A 17018-nucleotide genomic window follows, 5' to 3' on the forward strand; every position below is an offset into this window, starting at 1 on the left:
GTTTGGGGCTACTCGCCCAGCACGGATATCTCCGCCGCCTCAAGCGTGTTCCAAAGAAGCATGGTTATGGTCATCGGACCCACCCCGCCGGGAACGGGGGTTATGTAAGAGGCTTTTTCCTTTACGTCCTCAAAGTCAATGTCGCCGACGATCTTTCCGCTCTCTCTCCTGTTGATTCCGACATCAATTAAAACGGCTCCGTCCTTTATCATCTCCTTTTTTATGAACTGCGGATCCCCTATTGCGACTATCAGTATGTCCGCCATGGTGGTTATAGACGAGAGGTTTTGAGTTTCGATATGGGCTATGGTGACGGTGGCGTCCCTGTTAAGCATCAAGGCCGCCGCGGGTTTTCCAACTATGTTGCTTTTTCCCACGACCACTACGTGCTTGCCGAGTATCTCTATGCCGTAGTAGTCGAGAATTTTTTCTATTCCGTACGGGGTGCAGGAGATGGCGCTAGGGTTTTCCTGGAACAGTTTTCCGATGTTCTCGGGATGAAACCCGTCGACATCTTTGTCAGGAGACACCGTTCTTATCACTTTTGCCGGATTCATATGGACCGGAAGGGGAAGCTGTACCAGTATGCCGTGAATCTTCTCATCCGAGTTGAGGCGCTCGATCAGCGAAAGAAGCTCCTGTTCTGGGGTTTCCTCCGGAAGATTGTATTCTTCTGAAAGCATTCCGCATCTTCCGCACGCCCTTCTCTTGTTCCTCACGTATATTTCGGACGCGGGATCGTCGCCGACCAGAATGGAAGCAAGACCGGGCACTACTCCCGTGCGGTCTTTAAGTTCCTGGGTCCTTCGGATGATCCATTCTTTAATGTCTTGAGAGACCTTTTTGCCATCCATGATTTTAGACATGTTCAGTTCCCTTTTTTTTTCGAAAGATGGCCGGTTGGAAAATTGTTAGTATAATCGACTCCGGCGGGTTAATCCATATTGGACCGGATTTATCTAGATAGTTTCGGCAAGGTTGGTCAACTATGTACTTAGGCAGCAATAGAAATGTATCAAATTCCATACATTTCTATTGACAAAAAAACAAACATCTGTATATTTATAGTGAAATGTTAGGAAATTTCATACGTGAACAGCGAAAAAAGCGCCTTATTAGGCAGGGAGAGCTTGCTTCGGAACTCGGTGTATCTCGTGCTACTTACGTACAGATTGAGCTTGGAAAGCGTGAGCTTAAGGTAAGTGAAGCTAGGAAACTCGCAGAAGTTTTTAACATGTCTCTTGAAGATTTTCTTAATGAGGAAGAACAGCCATCTCCAGATATTGAGATTAAAAAGTCAGGGAAGAAAAAACCAGTTAAAAAACATGATATCCGTATCAGTGTTCCTCAGGAAAAAGTAGAGAAGTTCAAACAGGTTCTTTTGTATGTTCTGGCCCAAATAGGCGCACAACCAAATATAGGTCAGACAGTGCTTTATAAGATTCTCTATTTTATTGATTTTGATTACTACGAAAAATACGAGGAGCAACTAGTCGGCGCAAAATATATTAAAAATACTTATGGACCTAGCCCTGTAATGTTCGCAAAAATTGTTGAAGAACTTGAGGAAGAAAACAAGATCAAAGAAGTAAAAGCCAAGTTTCACAACTATGACCAAGTGAAATACTTAGTCAATTCAAAAGAACTAGATATATCGTCTCTTTCATCCAAAGAACTTGAACATATTAACTGGGAAATACGCAGGCTGGGCTGTATGACTGCTGTGCAAATCAGTGAATTGTCACATATTGATACTCCTTGGGTCGTGGCCGAAGACAGGAAACAGCTTGAGTATGAACATGTGTTTTACCGTCCTAGACTGACCTCCGTCAGAGAATATGAAGAACTTTAATTCCCTGCCTGAATTCAGAAGGGAATTGAAGAAGCTCTCTAGAAAATACGGTACCCTTAACGACGATTTAAAATTGTTCAAAGAAGTTCTTTCAACCTCTCCAATCGGTTTCGGAAATAATTTTACAGTTATCCATTCCACTAAAATCATCAAAATAGTAAAAGCGCGTATGGCGTGTCGATCTCTTCGTAATAGATCTCTTCGGATTATTTATGCATATGTTGAACACGAAGAGAAGATTGAATTCATTGAAATCTATTACAAGGGAAATAAAGAAAACGAAAACCTTGGCAGAATTAAGGGGTACTTAGAATCAGTTGCCAAGTCTGATTAAAGCGACCTGTTTTGGAACTCATAGAGTTGTCAGATTGTGGATGCTGTTACAAATTTGTCTTGCAGAAAGAAAAGTTTTGGAGTTTCGGCTCTTTTTTAAGTAATTAAACGGCCCGCTCATCTTCCAAATTCATTCTGACAGGAATTCCGCATAACGCCCCGGCGGGCAATCGGCTCGATTAGCACCGAATCCTGGGAACCGTTATCAATAACCCAAAACGCTGTAGTCGCCGTTCACGATTAGACGAATGGAGACGTAGAGTCCCAGTAGCGCGAAAAGCACCCATGGAGAATTCATCCCCCAGATGTAGATGTACATATCCCATCGGCTGATTCGGGTTTGTCGATTGGCCGAGAAGAAACTGACCCAATAAACTGAGGTCATGTACGTCAACTGCCAGAACAGTATCACTCCGACGATTCCCGCGACGGGAGCGGGCAAGATATCGAAGGTGAAGGCGGCGTAGAGAATCAACGTCGGGATCGGGGTCACGAAGCCGTTGGCAACATCCACGCTGTAACCGTATGTGCGCCGGTCTGCGTAGGAACCGTCGAACTGGGAATACGTCGCCCAGACATCCGCCCATACTGTCGGCGACAACACCCTCGTCAATGGAACCTTTGTGGTAAGGAATTCGGTGGACGGTTTTCGGCCCGTTTCCCGCCAGCGCTTGCGCCAATATTCGGTGCGCCGCTCGATATAGTCGCGTCTGAGGAACAGGCACACTTCCCAATAGCAGATCACCAGATTAATCGAAAGGAACAGAATCAACAGGGCGTGAATAACGTTGAAATCCCCACGGGTCCAGTAACGTGCCCCAATGCCCGCCAATGTCAGAACCGCGATAACCAGCACCGTGAACAGCACCGCCGAAATTGCCAGCCGGGTCTGGCATGTCCCGGGTTCGGAATGTGCTCGGTCGGTTCGGTTTTGGGGCATGTGTTCTGATCCTCGCAAAAAGTCCGGCGTTACGGCTCGCCGCATTGTATCCTTCGGAGCGTCCCACGTTCCGGACAAACGTGCTGCGCTCCGGATGGACACTTTCTATAGGGGAATTATATACAATAGTCAAAAAAACTTGATTTTCCTGCTGAAATTGTTCATCCGGCGAGGTCCATATGCTGAAATATTTTTTGCTAATCTGCCTGTTATGCATTCCTGCGGCTGTCTGGATGCTCTACAAACCAATACGGGTTATTGTCCCTGAATTAAATGGAGTTTCATGTATCGGTGAGGATATTTGCACTGACAATCCTTTGCGCTACGAGGAAGCAATTGCATTATATGAGGAAGCTTATGAATTTGTAAACTCGTCGGTTGGAATCGTCGAAAAGAAGCCCCGCGTTATTTTCTGCGCTTCGCAGGCTTGTTTTCAATCTTTTGGATTTAGCAAAGCGGCTGCAGGCACCGTAGACACATCCGGCATTGTTATAGGTCCGCGCGGGTGGAAAAACTACTACATTCGTCATGAGATGATCCATCATTTGCAGGCCGAGCGGCTGGACGTTTTAAAACAGTGGCGCAGCCCCCTTGGTTCAAGGAGGGAATGGCTTACTCGTTCAGCGAAGATCCCCGGTCAGATTTTCCCGAGGTTTTCAAGGAGTACCGTCTGGAATTTGAGAAATGGTATCGATCAGTGGGCAAAGAAACTCTGTGGCAAGAAGCGCGAAAGCTATAATAATGCATAACAGCCGAAATCACCCAACTTAAAAGTCTTTCGGGTTAAATCCAGATTGATTTTTTCCGATAACAAGTAATTAGTATTTTTTAGTTGACAGACTAAATTTAGTCTTTATACTAAATTTAACTAAACAACTAACGAGGTGTGAAAATGTCTGAACAATTTCAAAATCCATTCCGTCCTGGAGCGGGACATCCGCCTCCACATCTTGCCGGTCGTGATGAGGAGAAGAAAAAATTCCTCAAGTTTCTTGGACAGGACGTAATTATGGAAAATATGATTTTGACTGGTCTTCGGGGTACAGGCAAGACGGTACTTCTGGATTCCTTCAAGCCTCTTGCCATTGCCAATGGATGGAAGTGGTCTGGAACGGATTTATCCGAGTCAGCGAGCATTAGTGAAGACAACATAGTGAAAAGGCTTCTTGCTGATTTGTCCATTGTAACATCGAGTATAACTGTGGGCAAGGAAGAATTCAGGCGCGTTGGATTTATGGGTGATACTGAGTCCGTGGAACTTAAGCTCAATTACGATACATTGCTCCAGGCCTATCAACGAACTCCTGGACTTGTATCGGACAAGCTGAAGTTTGTACTTGAACTAGCATGGGAATTTCTTGAGCGATCAGAGGCCAAGGGACTTGTATTTGCATATGATGAAGCCCAGAACCTCTCTGATCAGGCTCTAAAGGAGCAATTTCCCCTGTCCATTCTTCTTGAAGTATTTCAATCACTTCAAAAGAAAGGGTGTCGGTTGCTTCTGGTTCTGACCGGTCTGCCTACGCTTTTTCCAGAGCTGGTCAAAGCTCGCACCTATTCGGAAAGAATGTTTCATGTTGTAGTCCTAGGAAGACTTTCTGAGGAAGCCAGCAGAGAGGCTATTCTTAAGCCTATTGAAGACACAAACTGTCCTGTCGAATTAACTTCTGAAAGCGTGAGGACTATTGCCGATCTTTCTGGCGGATATCCTTATTTTATTCAGTTTATATGTAAGGAAGTTTACGACGCTTTTATACAGGGAAGCCATTCGGTCCCGACAAATGAGATTATCAGAAAGCTTGATTCGGATTTTTTTGCTGCTAGATGGGCGAGGGCCACGGATAGGCAAAGAGAATTACTTACGCTAATAGCTTCACTTGATAATTGCGATGAAGAATTTACCGTTCGGGATATCGTCAGTTTGTCTGGCAGGGAAGATCTCGGTGTAAAACCTTTCAGTTCCAGCCACATAAGTCAGATGCTTTCGACTTTAATGAAAGCCGGGCTTGTATACAGAAATCGATGGGGGAAATATGCTTTGGCGGTACCGCTTATGGGACGATTTATACGTCGCGAAACTGGTATGGATTAACCTGTGAAAGATTGAGAATTCAAACACGGGAAAATGAAATCCCTAGGTTTCATGTTTTCCCGAAATGAGTAAGAGGTCCGTGGCCCTTTCCTATCTCCAGAGAGTTTCTTATCGCTTCCGTCACAAAGGCTTTCGAACTCTCAAGGGAAACCGTAAGGGACATTCCCTTTGCCAGAAAAGCGCACACGGCCGCCGAAAAGGTGCAGCCGGTTCCGTGGGTGTTCTTCGTTTCGATTCTCTCGCTAACCAGTTCTTCAAATGTCTCCCCGTCGAAAAAAAGATCTACCGCCGGGTGATCTTTTGCGAGATGGCCCCCTTTTACAAGAACCGCCTTCGCTCCAAACGAGAGGATCTTCTCGGCTGCGGTCTTCATATCGCTTATGCCGCCTATGCTAACAGAACTCAGTATTTCTGCCTCGGGTATGTTCGGAGTCACTATGAGCGCCCTTGGGAGAATCTCTTTTTTTAGAAGTCCCGTTGAGTCTTTTAAAAGAGCGGTCCCGCCTTTTGAACTCATCACGGGGTCGACAACGAGCTTTTCAATTCCATAGAGGTCTATTTTTTCCGCCACGGTCTCAATGATTTTTTCATTGGAAAGCATTCCCAGCTTCGCCGCGTCGCAGCCTATGTCGCTCATCACGGCGTCAAACTGCAGCCCCACAAACTGCTCGGGAAGGTCATGAATCGCGCTTACCTCCAGGGTGTTCTGGGCGGTAACGGAGGTGAGCACGGAAAGTCCGTACACTCCCAAAGCAGTGAAAGTCTTAAGGTCAGCCTGGATCCCTGCCCCTCCTCCTGAATCGGACCCGGCAACGGTAAGCGCTCTTGGGATTTTTTCCGCCACGTAAGGATTCTACAAATTCACCTGTTTTTTTACAAACCCGGACAAGGGCTTCTCCGCCGGGGGGTCTTTACTGGAATTGAAAACTGTTTTCAGTTGTATATAATTTCCCTTCACGCTAAACGATCGTTTAAGGAGAGAGAGTCATGAGCGAAGATATTTTCAGACCGGATTTGTTTACAACCGACGATGAGGGCAGAGTGAGGCTGATTGCGGGTTACTGCAAGGAATCCGACAACTGGACCTTTCCTAGGTACCTTGCGGACCCAGTGAGTTTTTCAGATGACGTGGAAGAGAGACTTCTCAGCCCAACAGGCGTTCTGCATTCCTTTACAGTCGTGAGAAGAAGCATGCCGGAATTCACGGTGCCCTATGTTCTAGCTCTTGTTGATTTTCCGGAAGGCGTGAGGGTCATGGCGCAGGTTGAAACCGAAGATCCCGATTCTCTTGAGTTCGGAGAGGAGATGGGCGTTACGGTCGGGGTGATAAAGAAAGCGCCAGACGGAACGGATATCAGTTCCTACAAATTTATCCCGGTAAGGGAGAGCTCCTGATCAGCCGATCTCATTGATCGTTTCCTTAAGGGTTTTTTCCACGGTCCCCCTTATTTCCGCGAGCCTTGATTCCGTCTGAGCCTCAAAACGAAGCACCAGGGCTGGCTGGGTGTTGGATGCCCGGAGAAGGCCCCATCCGTCCGGATATTCAACCCTGACTCCATCTATGTCGATCACTTCGTTTTGCTCCCCGAGTTTTTTCTTTACCGCTTCCGTTACCTGAAACTTGATTTCATCGGGACAATCTACTCTTATCTCCGGGGTTGCGAAGGTTTTAGGTAGCCCTGTAAGCAGTTCCGAGGCCTTTTTTCCTGTTTTTGAGAGGATTTCAAGAAACCGAAGTCCTGCGTAAAGAGCGTCGTCGTATCCGAAAAACCTGTTTTTAAAGAAGATGTGGCCGCTCATCTCTCCACCGAGTTCGGCGCCCTCCTTTTTCATCTTGTCCTTGATTACCGAGTGGCCGGTTTTCCACATGATGGGATTCCCGCCGGCTTCCCGTATCTTGGAGAAAAGGTTTCCCGAACACTTAACGTCCCCTATTATGGTCGCTCCCGGGTTCGTTTCGAGAAGGTCGAGCGAATAGACAAGGAGCAGCATGTCTCCGCTCATTGAGTTTCCCCGCTCATCGACGATTCCTATCCTGTCTGCGTCCCCGTCAAACGCCAAGCCCACGTCGAGGCCGGCTTCCACAATCCTTTTCTTTATGTCGGAGAGATTCTCCTCGACCGTGGGATCGGGGTGGTGGTTCGGAAAATCCCCGTCAGGATCCATGTATAGCTCATGAACTTCGCAGCCGAATCTCCTGAGTATCTGCGGGCAGGTCACTCCTGCGGTTCCGTTGCCGCCGTCGGCCGCGACTTTTATCCCCGGTTCTATATGAAGATTCTGCTCGAAAAACTCAAGGTAGCTCTCAATTATATCCGCCTGTTTCTTTCTGCCCCTCCCCGTTTTGAATTTTCCCTCTTCAACCGATTCTCTTATTTTCTGTATGCCTTCGCCGAAAAGAGAGTTCTGGTCGACGCACATTTTAAGCCCGTTGTACTCGGAGGGATTGTGGCTGGCGGTCACCATCACCCCGCCGTCAACGCCTGAGGTGAAGGTGGAGAAATAAACCATCGGGGTCGTTACCATTCCTATGTCGACCACACTAACGCCGGTTGAGGTTATTCCTTCGCAGAGTGCGTCCCGGAATGCCGGGGAAGACTTCCTGCAGTCGTATCCAACGGAAACCTCCGATCCCCCGTCCTCGGCCACCATGGTTCCGTAGGCTTTTCCGATTCTCTCGACGACCTCTTCTGTGATGCTCTCCCCCGCTATGCCCCTTATGTCGTATTCTCTGAATATAGCTTTGTCGGGAATCAACGTTAATGTGCTCCTTTATTTTTAAGCCCTTAATTATAATGTCCCCGGGGATTTATAAAAGGCGTTCTTCTTGACTTTAGTTTTTCGAGTCTTATCATTTCCTTCCATGGTTTCACCCCCCTACGAACAGTTTCTAGAGAACCTCGAACACGGGAATCTCGTACCCGTGTGGGAGGAAGTTCTGGCCGATTACGACACTCCGGTTTCGGTTTTCAGGAAGATAGACTCGCCCGGTTACTCCTTTCTATTCGAAAGTGTGGAGGGCGGAGACAAGTGGGCGCGCTACAGCTTTCTGGGCACGGAACCCTCGGTGGTATTCCGCTCGAAGGGCCAAAGCATCGAGATAATGTACTCGGACGGGGAAACCGAAACGTTCACGGGCGACCCGATTCTGGCGTTGCGGGACCTGCTTTCACGATACAGGCCGGTTTCTTCGAAGGAGCTTCCGAGATTTCACGGCGGAGCGGTCGGTTACTTCGGTTACGACATAATCAGATTTATAGAGGATATTCCCGATACTTCCCCTGATGAGCTAAAGGTCTGGGACTCCGTTTACATGGTAATGGATACCGTTTTGGCATTTGATAACGTTACGAGCAAGATAAAGATCATCTCAAATGCCTATGTTCCCGACGTTAAAAATGCGAGGGAGGAGTACGAAAAGTCCCTTGCGAAAATAGCCGAGCATAAAAGCAGGCTTAGAAATTCGCTTAGCGAAAAGTTTACCAACGGTATTCCTCAAGATGTTGGCGAGGAAAAATTCAAGATCGAATCCAATTTCGAACCCGCACACTTCAAAGATGCGGTTCTCAGGACCAAGGAGTACATAAAATCAGGGGACATAATACAGGCAGTGATATCCCAGAGATGGAAGACGGACCTGAGGGTCGATCCTTTCGATCTCTACAGGGCGCTCAGGATACTAAATCCTTCTCCGTACATGTTTTTTCTGAGGATGGGTGATGAGATACTCACCGGATCTTCTCCAGAGGTGATGGTGAGGGTCGAGGGGGAAAGAATCTCTAGCCGTCCGATAGCCGGAACGCGGCCGAGAGGAAAAACCGTCTCCGAGGACGAAGGCCTCGCGGCCGAACTCATTGCGGATCCCAAGGAGAGGGCCGAGCACATAATGCTCGTTGATCTCGCGAGAAACGATCTGGGAAGAGTTTCCAACACGGGCTCGGTCAAAGTGGACGATTTCATGATCGTGGAGAGATATTCCCACGTGATGCATATAGTTTCGAACGTGACGGCCCTGATTGCCGAGGGAGCGGATGCCTTTGATGTCATAAAGGCGACTTTTCCCGCAGGCACTCTTTCCGGAGCGCCGAAGGTAAGGGCAATGGAGATAATCGAGGAAACCGAGCCGACGACGAGAGGGGCATACGGGGGATGCGTCTGCTACTTCAGTTTTTCGGGCAACATGGACAGTTGCATAACCATAAGAACGTTTGTGATAAAAGACGGTAAAATCTACATACAGGCGGGGGCCGGCATAGTGGCAGACTCGGATCCCGAAACCGAGTACCAGGAAACAGTTAACAAGGTAAAGGCGTTGGTGAAATCGGTTGAGCTCGCGGAGGACGGACTCTGATGACCGGTAGCAAGAGGAAAATGATTCTGATGATTGATAATTACGATTCCTTTACCTACAACTTGGTCCACTACCTGGGGGAACTCGGTCAGCAGATCGAGGTGAGGAGAAACGACAGTCTTGATTTCGGTTTCGTGGATGATCTTGATCCCGACATAATCATAATCTCTCCCGGGCCCTGCACTCCCAAAGAGGCGGGGCTTTCGGTCGACATAATAAAAAGGTATGTCGGGAAAAAACCCATTCTCGGCGTTTGCCTGGGTCACCAGGCGGTGGGCTATGCATACGGGGCGAACATAGTCCGGGCAGACAGGCTTCTGCACGGGAAAACTTCCCCGATCCTCCACGACGGAAAAACCATCTATAAGGATATTCCGAATCCCTTTGAAGCTACGAGATACCATTCACTTCTGGTGGAAGAGGCATCCCTTCCGTCCGACTTCGAAATTTCCGCTTGGACCAAGGAGGGTGAAATCATGGGGATAAGGCACAGAGAATTTCCCGTTGAGGGCGTTCAGTTCCACCCCGAGTCCATACTTACTGAGTGCGGGAAGGATCTTCTAAGAAACTTTATCGACTGCTATGGGTAAAGCCGATACGGTTTTCCCGTTTCTTTTTTCCTGCTTGAGAACCCCTTTCGACTTATTAACATATTTAGAGCATAGGACAGCGTTTTGGCCAGCTTTTTCCCCAAATGCGGTCCTGAACCGAAAAAGCGGTTTACGGTCTGTTTTTACTTGCCCACATTTCAGTGTGAGCGCAAAGTTCTGAAGGAGTTGAGTCTGTTAAGCCATGTCTGAGTTGGTTAAACAAAGAGAAGTTTTAAGAGAGCAGGATTCGAATCCGTTTCGCAGGAGGTCGAATGGGCCTTCTGGTTGAAGCTTTCATTTTTCTGCTGGCGACGATTGTCGTTGTTCCTGTTTGCCGCAAGTTCGGATTGAGCAGCGTGCTTGGCTATCTGCTTGTTGGATTGCTGATCGGTCCAGGCGTGTTCGGGCTTGTGGGCAATGCAACGGAAGTTCTGCACTTCGCTGAGTTCGGAATCGTTTTGTTGATGTTTCTCATCGGTCTCGAACTTCGTCCGCATCGTCTCTGGACCATGCGGAGATTTCTCTTCGGGCTGGGTATAACCCAGATCCTTATCACTTCAGTCGTCATTGCGGTGTTCTGCTTCATATTGCTGGGGATGGGAACGTCTGCGTCAATGCTGATCGGGTTCTCTCTTGCTCTTTCAAGCACGGCATTTGTCGTGCAGTGGCTCGGGGAGCACAGGGAATTCAACAGGCCCCATGGACGTGCGGCTTTCGGCACGCTGCTTATGCAGGATATTGCTGTTATCCCCGCGATAGCCTTAATAGGCATCTTGTCTTCTAAGCCCGGGGATTCGGTGTCGTTGAATTTGCTGCTTCTTATCGCTGTTGCGGCTGGATTTGTGGTTGCTCGGTTTACGCTTCGCCCCGCCCTGCGTTTTGTTGCCTCCACGGGAATTCATGAACTTTTCACGGCCGCCGCGCTTACGCTTGTGACAGGTGCCGCCTTGGCGATGCACAGCATCGGTTTTTCAATGGGGCTCGGGGCTTTCGTGGCGGGCGTTATGGTTGCCGATTCTGAGTATCGCCACCAGCTTGAAGCGGACGTAATGCCCTTTAAGGGGCTGCTTGTGGGTCTTTTCTTCATTGCGGTCGGCATGTCGGCCAACCTGGGCTTGTTGATCAGCAAGCCGCTTTTGATCGTCGGACTCACTGCGGTTCTCATGGTCGTAAAATCGCTCGTTATATACCCGCTTGCCAGATTGCAGGGTCTTAAGCACGATGAAGCGGTGCGGACGGGACTTGTTCTTTCCCAGGGCGGGGAGTTTGCCTTTATTCTGTTTACCATAGGCGTTTCGGCGCAGCTTGTAGATCAATTCGTTGTCGATATCGCTGTTTTGGTGGTAACGTTGTCAATGGCGGCAACACCTTTTCTTGTTGCGCTCGGTTCCCGGTTCGGCGCCGAAAAGGACAGCACGCCTGTGCCCTTAGAGGAAACTCATGGATCGCAAAATTCCGTTATCATCGTAGGTTTTGGTCCGTTCGGCCAGACAGTAGCCCGAATACTGACCATACTTAAAATTCCATTCACGGTGATTGAACTCGATCCCAAGAGGGTTGACTTCGTTCGTCAGTTTGCAAGCGAGACATACTATGGCAACGCATCGAACCTGCGGGTTCTGATATCCGCTCATATTGACCGAGCTCCTGCGATCGTCGTGGCGATCGACGATGTCGAATCGTCTCTGAAAATAGTCAATCAGGTATCTAACTCCTTTCCGAACCTTAAAATCATGGCGCGTGCTAGGAATCGTTTTCACGAAATAAAGCTCCGCGAGCTTGGAGTGACCTACGTGATTCGCGAGACTCTGCTTTCAAGTCTTGCTCTTTCAACCCGACTGCTTGAGCATCTGGGGTTACCCCAGTCCGATGCAGCGGAGATAATTCAAGCTTTTCAGGAACATGATACCCAAACGCTGAATAGCCAGATGGCGGTTTATCACGATAAAGCCGGGTTTCCTGAAGATGTGTTTGATACGACGCAGGAACTAAAGGAATTGTTCAAGGAAGATAAAAAAACCAGTCTGCGCGTCGAAAAGAAAACGTGATTAGTCTTTTTTACGAACCCGGCCATACTAGCCGATTTAAATTGTGCAAAATTAAGCGGAAGTCCTTTGAACAGCGTTTTTTGTCAGTTTAAAGAGAACGCACAATAACCCGTTAGGCCGCAAGCGTGTGGATATCAAGCTCCGGTCAATTGTTTTTCAGGTAAACTAGGATGCTCAGAATAGACAATGGTTAGGAACCGTCAAAAGTTCCGATTTGTATTCTGAGACTGAAATACCCGAGAGGAAAAAAATGAAACTGCCTTTGCGTCCGAGAGACGAAAAATACATAGGGAAAGGAACTCTTCCAAACGGCCCCTTAGACGACACCGACAAGTGGCTTCCAATAACCAGATACCTTGAGGCAGGGGCTGAGTCATACCCAGAAAAAACGATGTTCAGCCTCGGGGATTCAGACGGCAACGTAGCTGAAAGCTGCAGTTACGGGGAAACCAACGCTTGGGCGAACAGGGTGGCAAACGGTCTTGTCGGGGAGTTCGGAATAAAAAAAGGGAACAAGGTCGGCATGTACATGCTCAACTGTTCAGAGTACGTCATATCGATTATTGCCGCGCACAAATCGGGCGCCGTTCAGGTCCCGATAAACAAGGATGAAAAGGGCGATAGGCTGGCTTACGTAATAAACTACTCCGAGATGCGGGTGCTCGTGGTCGACACCCAGAGCCTTCCCTACATAACTGAAATAGCGGACAAGCTTGAGAACCTTGAGGCAATCTTTCTTGTATCGGAGGATGCTCCGGCGGATATAGGGGGAATAAGAGCACTTCCTTTTTCCACTTTTGATCAATACTCATCCGAAAACCCGGGAGTCGACGTGACGATTGCCGACAAGGAAAGGTGCATGTTCACTTCCGGCACCACGGGCATGCCCAAAGGTGTTATCCGCGATCACGGAGGGGTGATCATGACGGTTCGCTCCTTCATACAGCAGCAGGGGCTAAGAAGCGAGGACGTCTTGATGACGGTTCTTTCCCTGGGACACGCAAACGCCCAGGTGATGTGCCTTTTTGTCTCGATAGCGGTTGGAGGTTCAGCCGTTTTCTTCCCGAGGTTCTCCGCCTCCAATTTCTGGAAGTGGGCGGCGGGCTGCGGTGCGACCGGTGCGAACATGCTGGGAGCGGTGCCAGAATACATATGGGCTTCTCCGCTGTCAGAGTGGGATTCAAAGCATGGGATAAGGATGATGCTTTCAGGGCCTGCGCCTAAAAAGCTTCGCGAGTTCGAGGAAAGATTCAACACGAAGATAGTTGAAGGCTACGGATCTACTGAGATGGGGATGCCGCTCTGGAAAGATCCCGAGGATGAAAAGCCGGGTTCATGCGGATTTCCCGTCGAGGGGTACCACCTTGAGATAAGAGATCCCCTGAACACAGACGAGATAATAGACAGACTTTGGGACGTGGACAAGAACCCCGCTCCCGCCGAGGAGGAAAAAGGGCTTCTTTTCATAAAGCCCTTGGTTCCGCACACTACCCTCGATGAATATTTCAAGGACGAGAGAAGAACGAAAAACGCTTTTGACGACCAGGGTTTTTTCAATTCGGATGACCTGTTTGCCGTGGGAACCGACGGGAGATACTACTTCATGGGCCGCTACAGCAGGATACGCGTGTCGGGAGAGAACGTTGATCCTGTAGCGGTGGCCGATGTCTCCGAGGAACATCCTTCAGTTCGGGAGGCGGTGGCCGTAGGCATTAGACTGCCCGACATATCGGATGACGAAATCAAACTCAACCTGATACTTAAGGAAGGGGTGGATTTCGACCCCGTGGAATTCTGCGAGTGGATGGCCGAGAAGGTGATGGTGGCCATGGTTCCAAGGTTCATTGAAGTCTACGAGGAATATCCTCTCACCTCGACCCAGAAAATCGCGGTTTCGGAGCTTAAAAACATATCCGGTTCCACATGGGACAGGCACGAAAGCGGGCTCAAGCTCAGGTCAAGAAAGTGAGCCTGAGATAAAGTAGAGAAACGCCGCGTAAACTACAAGAAGAAGAGCACCCTTCTTTTTTCCGATCCTGTTTTTGCTAATCTGGGTTTTTCCAATTAGTAATACGAAAAGAACTGTAAGCAGGATAAGAAATGCGAATTCGGACGCGTATCCGAACATATCCCGGTTTATCTCTATGGGTCGGATAACCGCGACGAGACCCAAATATCCGAGATTAAAGAAATTGCTCCCTATTATGTTGCCAACGACTATATTCTGCTCTTTTCTCCACGCGGCCCCGAGCGAAGCGGCAAGTTCCGGAAGTGAAGTTCCGAAGGCAACTGCCACGACCCCTATGAAAAGTTCGCTTATTCCGAGCTGTTCGGCGATATCTATTGCACTGCTAACCAAAAGATGGGCGCTGACAGCCAGAAGCACTGAACCCGAGACTACGTAAAGAAGGATCTTCCACCCGCCGTCATCTGGCGATACGGGAAAAGCCTCGTTTTCTTCTGTGGATTTTCCGTAGGGGATAACCAAAAGGACGCCAAGCAGGAGAAACAGCAGCACTCCTTCACCTCTTTCGAGAGAGAATTCCGTGAGGCTGAGGCCGAAAGCGGCAAAAGTCATAAGCCCCATAAAAACAAGCGGAAGCCACTGCTCTCTCCACGCTTCTCTGCTTATCACTATTGGACTTATAAGAACCGTCAGGCCGAAAATAAGCCCGGTGTTGGCGATATTGCTTCCGACCATATTCCCGACCGCTATGTCGCTTGAACCCTCTATCACTGCCACCAAGGAAACTATGAATTCGGGAACGGACGTTCCAAACGCAACCACGATAAGTCCCGCAAAAAAGGTGCCCATGCCGGTGAACGCAGCAACCCCGGAAGCGCCTCTAACGAGAAGGCGGGCCCCCTTCCACAGAAGAACGAAACTCACGGCAAAAATCAGCAGGTTCAAAAATTCCATATATCAGAAGCGGATTTCAGGCCGTATGCGGTCGGCCAGAGATTTTTTTCAGGAACCGGAAAAAAACGGGGTTTGCAATGAGACACCGATTAACCTATAATAGTCCGGGTGTTTTTTTCATTTCCAAATGCTATAAGACTGTTCAGGAGGTTACAGTAAATGCAATTATTATTCAAACCGCGCGATGGCGTATATCTGGGAAGCGGAGATCTTCCCTTCGGTAAATTCGAAGACACTTCACTCTGGCAGCCGATAACCACAAATCTTGAGAAGGGTGCCGAGATGTTTCCCGACAAGGCAATGTTCAAGGTCGGAGACAGAGACGGAAACATCGTGGAGAGCTACACTTATGCGGAAACCAACGCGTGGGCCAACAGGGTGGCAAACGGTCTTGCCCAAGGGTTCGGAATAAATAAAGGGGACAAGGTCGGCATGTACATGCTCAACTGTTCCGAGCACGTGATATCTATTATCGCCATACACAAGTGCGGCGGTGTGCAGGTTCCGGTAAACAAGGACGAGAAGGGGGAAAGACTCGCTTACGTAATCAACTACTCGGACATGAGAGCCCTCATTATCGACGAGGGGAGCATTCCTTTCATAGAGGAAATCGGCGACAGTCTGGAGCATCTTGAAGCAGTTTTCGTGACGGTTGACAATCCACCTGAAAAAATCGGAGGCATAAAGGCGCTTCCTTTTTCAGAATTTGATAGTTATGACGATACTAATCCCGGGGTGGACGTTACCACTGCCGACATGGAGAGATGTATGTTCACGTCCGGTACCACGGGGATGCCGAAAGGGGTTGCCAGAGACCACGGAGGAGTAATCATGACAGTCCGTTCTTATCTGCAGCAGCAGGGAATAAGGAGCGACGACGTGCTCATGAGCATACTTTCACTCGGTCACGCCAACGCGCAGGTAATGTGCCTTTTCAGCGCCATGGCGTCCGGTGGGACTGCCGTGTTTTTCCCCAGGTTCTCAGCTTCCAATTTCTGGAAATGGGCGGCCGGGTGCGGCGCTACATGCGTTAACATGCTGGGAGCGGTAGCCGAGTACCTCTGGGCCGCGCCTGAGAGCGAGTGGGATCAGAAGCACAACATAAGGATAATGCTGGGCTCCCCGGCTCCGAGGAACTTGAAGGAGTTCCAGGAAAGGTTCGGAGTCAGGGTAATAGACGGATACGGTTCGACCGAGATGGGCATGGTTCTCTGGAAAGATCCCGAGGATCACCGCCCGGGTTCATCCGGTTTCCCCATGGAGGGATATTACGTCGAGCTCAGAAATCCCGAAGACATTGATACGGTGGTAAGACCGTTCTGGGACTCTACCGACGACATTACTCCTCCCGACGACGCCAAGGGGCTTCTTTTCGTAAAGCCGCTTGTTCCGCATACGACCCTGAATGAATATTTCAAGGATGAGAGAAGAACCAGAGAGGCCTTCGACGATGACGGCTTCTTCAATTCGGACGATCTCTTCGCTAGAGGTATCGATGGGAGATACTATTTTGTCGGAAGGTTCAGCCGCATCAGGGTTTCAGGCGAAAACGTGGATCCGGTAGCCGTCGGGGACGAGGCGATGCAATATCCCGCGATTCAGGAAGCCATTGCGGTCGGTATAAGGCTCCCGAACGTTTCGGATGACGAGATCAAGCTCTGCGTTACGCTCAAGGCGGGCGAGGAATTTGATCCGATTGAGTTCTCCAAATGGATGGCCGAGAGGGTAATAGTGGCCATGGTGCCCAGGTTCATAGAGGTTTACGAGGATGGATTCCCGGTAACCGCGACCCAGAAGGTCAAGGTCGCCGAGATAAAGGAAATCACCGAGAATACCTGGGACAGAAACGAGACGGGCCTCAAGTTCAGCGCCAGAAAGTAGATTAGATTTTC

Annotated in this window: 15 protein-coding genes; 10 read left to right on the forward strand and 5 right to left on the reverse strand. The window is 49.1% G+C overall.

Annotation, left to right across the window (positions count from 1 at the left end; all coding sequences use genetic code 11):
- Positions 1-8: 8 nt before the first annotated feature.
- On the reverse strand, positions 9-866 hold the full coding sequence (gene folD / locus OXG75_02255) for a bifunctional methylenetetrahydrofolate dehydrogenase/methenyltetrahydrofolate cyclohydrolase FolD (protein ID MCY3624813.1): 858 nt from the start codon (positions 864-866) through the stop codon (positions 9-11).
- A 206-nt stretch (positions 867-1072) separates the two neighbouring features.
- On the opposite strand from folD, the gene OXG75_02260 reads away from it, so the two are divergent.
- Together OXG75_02260 and OXG75_02265 are read left to right on the forward strand one after the other, a co-directional pair.
- Positions 1073-1852, forward strand: coding sequence for a DUF4065 domain-containing protein (locus OXG75_02260; GenBank protein MCY3624814.1), 780 nt, complete (start codon positions 1073-1075; stop codon positions 1850-1852).
- Positions 1839-2186 (forward strand): hypothetical protein, encoded by a 348-nt coding sequence (locus tag OXG75_02265; protein ID MCY3624815.1) that lies wholly within the window; start codon positions 1839-1841, stop codon positions 2184-2186. The genes OXG75_02260 and OXG75_02265 overlap by 14 nt, the downstream gene beginning before the upstream one ends.
- 204 nt (positions 2187-2390) lie before the next feature.
- Here the strand turns inward: OXG75_02265 and OXG75_02270 are convergent, their stop codons facing one another.
- Complete coding sequence (locus OXG75_02270; protein ID MCY3624816.1) at positions 2391-3125, reverse strand: hypothetical protein; 735 nt, start codon at positions 3123-3125, stop codon at positions 2391-2393.
- Between the two features lie 179 nt (positions 3126-3304).
- Here OXG75_02270 and OXG75_02275 point away from each other — a divergent pair, with 179 nt between their 5' ends.
- Positions 3305-3874: a hypothetical protein gene (locus OXG75_02275; protein MCY3624817.1), complete on the forward strand. Its 570-nt coding sequence runs from the start codon at positions 3305-3307 to the stop codon at positions 3872-3874.
- 143 nt (positions 3875-4017) lie between these two features.
- Complete coding sequence (locus OXG75_02280; protein ID MCY3624818.1) at positions 4018-5217, forward strand: ATP-binding protein; 1200 nt, start codon at positions 4018-4020, stop codon at positions 5215-5217.
- A 49-nt stretch (positions 5218-5266) separates the two neighbouring features.
- Here the strand turns inward: OXG75_02280 and thiD are convergent, their stop codons facing one another.
- Entirely contained in the window at positions 5267-6049 is a 783-nt protein-coding gene (thiD, locus tag OXG75_02285; GenBank protein ID MCY3624819.1) for a bifunctional hydroxymethylpyrimidine kinase/phosphomethylpyrimidine kinase, read from the reverse strand.
- Positions 6050-6204: 155 nt separating this feature from the next.
- Between thiD and OXG75_02290 the strand changes: the two genes are divergently transcribed.
- Positions 6205-6612 (forward strand): OB-fold domain-containing protein, encoded by a 408-nt coding sequence (locus OXG75_02290; GenBank protein MCY3624820.1) that lies wholly within the window; start codon positions 6205-6207, stop codon positions 6610-6612.
- On the opposite strand, the gene OXG75_02295 is transcribed toward OXG75_02290, so the two are convergent.
- A complete protein-coding gene (locus OXG75_02295; protein ID MCY3624821.1) occupies positions 6613-7974 on the reverse strand; it encodes a phosphomannomutase/phosphoglucomutase in 1362 nt (453 codons plus the stop codon).
- Positions 7975-8080: 106 nt separating this feature from the next.
- Here OXG75_02295 and trpE point away from each other — a divergent pair, with 106 nt between their 5' ends.
- The 4 genes from trpE to OXG75_02315 all read left to right on the forward strand — a co-directional run bounded on the left by trpE (position 8081) and on the right by OXG75_02315 (position 14175).
- Positions 8081-9568, forward strand: a complete 1488-nt coding sequence (gene trpE / locus OXG75_02300) for an anthranilate synthase component I (GenBank protein ID MCY3624822.1) — start codon at positions 8081-8083, stop codon at positions 9566-9568.
- A gap of 20 nt (positions 9569-9588) precedes the next feature.
- The gene (locus OXG75_02305) at positions 9589-10158 is read left to right on the forward strand and encodes an aminodeoxychorismate/anthranilate synthase component II (GenBank protein ID MCY3624823.1); all 570 of its coding nucleotides are present in this window, start codon (positions 9589-9591) and stop codon (positions 10156-10158) included.
- A gap of 272 nt (positions 10159-10430) precedes the next feature.
- Positions 10431-12206, forward strand: a complete 1776-nt coding sequence (locus OXG75_02310; GenBank protein ID MCY3624824.1) for a monovalent cation:proton antiporter-2 (CPA2) family protein — start codon at positions 10431-10433, stop codon at positions 12204-12206.
- A gap of 250 nt (positions 12207-12456) precedes the next feature.
- Positions 12457-14175: an AMP-binding protein gene (locus OXG75_02315; protein MCY3624825.1), complete on the forward strand. Its 1719-nt coding sequence runs from the start codon at positions 12457-12459 to the stop codon at positions 14173-14175.
- Here OXG75_02315 and OXG75_02320 read toward each other — a convergent pair.
- Positions 14164-15126, reverse strand: a complete 963-nt coding sequence (locus OXG75_02320; protein MCY3624826.1) for a sodium:calcium antiporter — start codon at positions 15124-15126, stop codon at positions 14164-14166. The two genes, OXG75_02315 and OXG75_02320, sit on opposite strands and share 12 nt — an antisense overlap.
- Positions 15127-15285: 159 nt before the next feature.
- On the opposite strand from OXG75_02320, the gene OXG75_02325 reads away from it, so the two are divergent.
- Positions 15286-17007: an AMP-binding protein gene (locus tag OXG75_02325; GenBank protein MCY3624827.1), complete on the forward strand. Its 1722-nt coding sequence runs from the start codon at positions 15286-15288 to the stop codon at positions 17005-17007.
- Positions 17008-17018 lie beyond the last annotated feature (11 nt).

Source organism: Candidatus Dadabacteria bacterium (assembly GCA_026705445.1).
Taxonomy (GTDB): Bacteria; Desulfobacterota_D; UBA1144; order Nemesobacterales; family Nemesobacteraceae; genus Nemesobacter.

Excerpts from the sequence above, each read along its gene's own strand:
- OXG75_02325 (MCY3624827.1), top strand. The coding sequence starts at position 15,286 with ATGCAATTATTATTCAAACCGCGCGATGGCGTATATCTGGGAAGCGGA.
- folD (MCY3624813.1), bottom strand. The coding sequence starts at position 866 with ATGTCTAAAATCATGGATGGCAAAAAGGTCTCTCAAGACATTAAAGAA.
- OXG75_02270 (MCY3624816.1), bottom strand. The coding sequence starts at position 3,125 with ATGCCCCAAAACCGAACCGACCGAGCACATTCCGAACCCGGGACATGC.
- OXG75_02315 (MCY3624825.1), top strand. The coding sequence starts at position 12,457 with ATGAAACTGCCTTTGCGTCCGAGAGACGAAAAATACATAGGGAAAGGA.
- OXG75_02275 (MCY3624817.1), top strand. The coding sequence starts at position 3,305 with ATGCTGAAATATTTTTTGCTAATCTGCCTGTTATGCATTCCTGCGGCT.
- OXG75_02320 (MCY3624826.1), bottom strand. The coding sequence starts at position 15,126 with ATGGAATTTTTGAACCTGCTGATTTTTGCCGTGAGTTTCGTTCTTCTG.
- OXG75_02265 (MCY3624815.1), top strand. The coding sequence starts at position 1,839 with ATGAAGAACTTTAATTCCCTGCCTGAATTCAGAAGGGAATTGAAGAAG.
- trpE (MCY3624822.1), top strand. The coding sequence starts at position 8,081 with ATGGTTTCACCCCCCTACGAACAGTTTCTAGAGAACCTCGAACACGGG.
- OXG75_02310 (MCY3624824.1), top strand. The coding sequence starts at position 10,431 with ATGGGCCTTCTGGTTGAAGCTTTCATTTTTCTGCTGGCGACGATTGTC.
- OXG75_02260 (MCY3624814.1), top strand. The coding sequence starts at position 1,073 with ATGTTAGGAAATTTCATACGTGAACAGCGAAAAAAGCGCCTTATTAGG.
- OXG75_02305 (MCY3624823.1), top strand. The coding sequence starts at position 9,589 with ATGATTCTGATGATTGATAATTACGATTCCTTTACCTACAACTTGGTC.
- OXG75_02290 (MCY3624820.1), top strand. The coding sequence starts at position 6,205 with ATGAGCGAAGATATTTTCAGACCGGATTTGTTTACAACCGACGATGAG.
- OXG75_02280 (MCY3624818.1), top strand. The coding sequence starts at position 4,018 with ATGTCTGAACAATTTCAAAATCCATTCCGTCCTGGAGCGGGACATCCG.